This window comes from Microvirga tunisiensis (assembly GCF_009296175.1).
In the GTDB taxonomy this organism is placed as follows: domain Bacteria; phylum Pseudomonadota; class Alphaproteobacteria; order Rhizobiales; family Beijerinckiaceae; genus Microvirga; species Microvirga tunisiensis.
The window spans coordinates 1-2,557 of sequence record NZ_VOSK01000586.1 but is presented as its reverse complement, the minus strand read 5'-3'; the positions used below and the strand labels follow the sequence as shown (position 1 = coordinate 2,557).

General features: G+C 57.9%; 2 protein-coding genes. One reads left to right on the top strand and one right to left on the bottom strand.

The features are described 5' to 3' along the window. Nucleotides 1-196: 196 nt before the first annotated feature. Nucleotides 197-2,308 carry an autotransporter-associated beta strand repeat-containing protein gene (locus FS320_RS41650; protein WP_342211975.1) on the top strand — a complete coding sequence of 704 codons (2,112 nt, stop codon included), beginning with the start codon at nt 197-199 and terminating at the stop codon, nt 2,306-2,308. Here FS320_RS41650 and FS320_RS41645 read toward each other — a convergent pair. Beyond that, a partial coding sequence (locus tag FS320_RS41645; protein WP_152718419.1) for an integrase core domain-containing protein occupies nt 2,268-2,557 on the bottom strand: 290 nt, incomplete at its 5' end. The genes FS320_RS41650 and FS320_RS41645 overlap by 41 nt on opposite strands.

The following is a 2,557-nucleotide window of genomic DNA, read 5'->3' as shown; positions in this document are numbered from 1 at the left end:
AGCCTTGACCGGAGCACGCCCGATCAGGCCTACTTCAACCCGCTTCCGCAACGCGCGGCAGCGTAACCCCGGCAGACGCTCCACTTAGCGAACCGAAAACGCTGTTCAACCAAACCGAGCCACCTCATACGTTGGTCTCGGTGGGACGGGAACGCTCAACGTACAGAACGGTGGCCATGTCAGCGACACTGACGGCATTATTGGCACTGAAGGCACCTCCAACAGCTTTGTGACTGTCACCGGCGCAGGCTCCACATGGACGAACAGCAACATCCTTTTTGCTGGTTGGTTTGGTAAGGGAACTCTCACCATCGACGAAAGCGGGTATGTGAGTGCCTCTACAGTTCAGATGGGGGCGCAGTCATCAGGTCACGGAACACTGATCGTTCGCGGGACGGATGGCAATCGTGGCATCCTAGAGACGAAACGGGTTGTAAGAGGCGATGGCGGCGCCACCCTCAATCTGGATGGTGGTATTCTGCGGGCGCAGAAAGATGAGGCAGACTTTCTGTCAGGTTTCAGCCCTGGAAGTGCAGCGATTGGAACGGGAGGGGCTTTTTTCGACACCAACGGTCACGCCATCGGCGTTAGCTCTCCACTGAACGGCCCTGGAGGATTGACCAAGCTGGGTGACGGAGTCCTTACACTCAGCGGTTCCCAGACCTACGGCGGGGTCACGACTGTTGAGGCCGGCACATTGTCGATCAATGGCGCTCTGGCCAGCCCTTTCACGGTCATAAAGGCCGAAGCCAATCTAACGGGATCTGGTGCAATCAGCGGATCTGTCCTGGTGGCTGACAGTGGCACTCTCTCCGGAACCGGCGGCCGAACCCTGTCGAAGCAAAGTCTTTCCTTGGAAAACAACGCCAATCTGCGCGTGACGCTGAACACGAGTAACACTGTGCCCTTGTTTGCCGTGACGGGCGATCTCGCGTTGAGAGGAGCAATAGCGATTGACGAGGCATCGGATCTCTCAGGCGCGACGAGTTTTAAGTTATTCACTTATGGAGGTGCACTGACCAGCACTCCTCTAACTCTGACTTCGGCTCCTGTGGGATACAGACACTCTGATTTCTCCCTTGATACCAGTTCTGGTCAGGTTGTTCTCGATCTCGCTGACTCCGGGAATCAGAACTACTGGATCCAAGGGTCGGGTACTTGGTGTTTGGATTGTGCCAACTGGAGTAATGCCAATGGCAGCCTTTTCTCAGTGAGAGACGGCGATACAGCGGTTTTTCGTGGTCCTGGTGGGCCTATTACTATCAACGGTTCGCAAAGTTTCAGAGCACTGCGCTTTGAAGCAGATGGCTACCAGATTGGCTCCGGCATAGCAGGAGAACTGGTAATCGATGGTAGCCAGGGTGACGTTCGGGTTGAGAGTGGCGATACCGCGATGATCTCATTGCCGATCAGTGGTTCGTCAACCCTGATCAAGGGAGGAACCGGCACTCTCATCCTCAGCGGTGCGAACACTTATCAGGGTGGCACAAAGCTTGTAGCTGGTACGCTCGGCATCAGCCACGATGCTAATTTGGGAGATGCTGGAAGCAAACTCACAATCGAAGGGACTGGCACACTCCAGGCAAGGGGCGATCTCTCCATCGCCCGCCCGGTGACACTTGGACCCGGCGGTGGTGTCATCGACAGTAACGGCTATGCGCTCACATTCTCCAACACGATAGATGGAGCAGGCTCCCTGACAAAGCTGGGTACCGGCACATTGACGCTCAGCGGGGTCAATACCTACACCGGTGGCACAACGCTCCGAAGCGGCGCGCTGGTGGGCTCGGCTACAAGCTTCGGCAGTGGTGCCATTTATGACAACGCGGCTCTGGTCATTGATCAAGCTGGTGGCGCCACGTTGTCCAATCCCATTCACGGGTCTGGCACGGTAACCAAGATTGGCAGTGGCCTGCTGAACCTGACAGGTGCCAGCACCCTGTCAGGTGCGACCACCGTCCAAGCCGGACATTTGGCGGTGAATGGCCTGTTGGCAAACTCCCCCGTCACAGTGGTCGATGGCGCGCTCCTGTCGGGCAATGGCACTGTGGGCGGCCTGGAAGCGCGGGCCGGTTCCTCTGTTGCGCCCGGCAACTCGATCGGTACGCTGAAAGTGGCTGGCAATGTCAATTTTAGAGCAGGCTCCATCTACCAAGTTGAAACTAATGCGGCCGGAGCCTCTGATCGCATTGAGGCGACTGGTACGGCGACCCTGTCGGGAGGCACCGTTCAGGTTTTGGCCGAACGCGGCACATACCAGCCTTCCACTACCTGTCTGGATGCGAGACCTCCTTGGCATGAGCGATGACCTGGAGGGCTGGCGGCAACGCGTCTGCATCGGGTGGCTTGTAGCGGCGGTTGGCGAGCTTCGGCTCGGCAGCCAGGCGGCTTCGCACAACCTCATCCGGGGATCGCCCCTTGAGCACGCGTTGACGTCTTCTGTTATAGGCCTGATTGAAGCCCTTGAGCAGCGTCTCGAGGTCCCGATGGCTGTAGATGGTGATGCCCAGCACCTCGCGCTGCACCCGCCCGTTGAAACGCTCCACGAGACCATTGG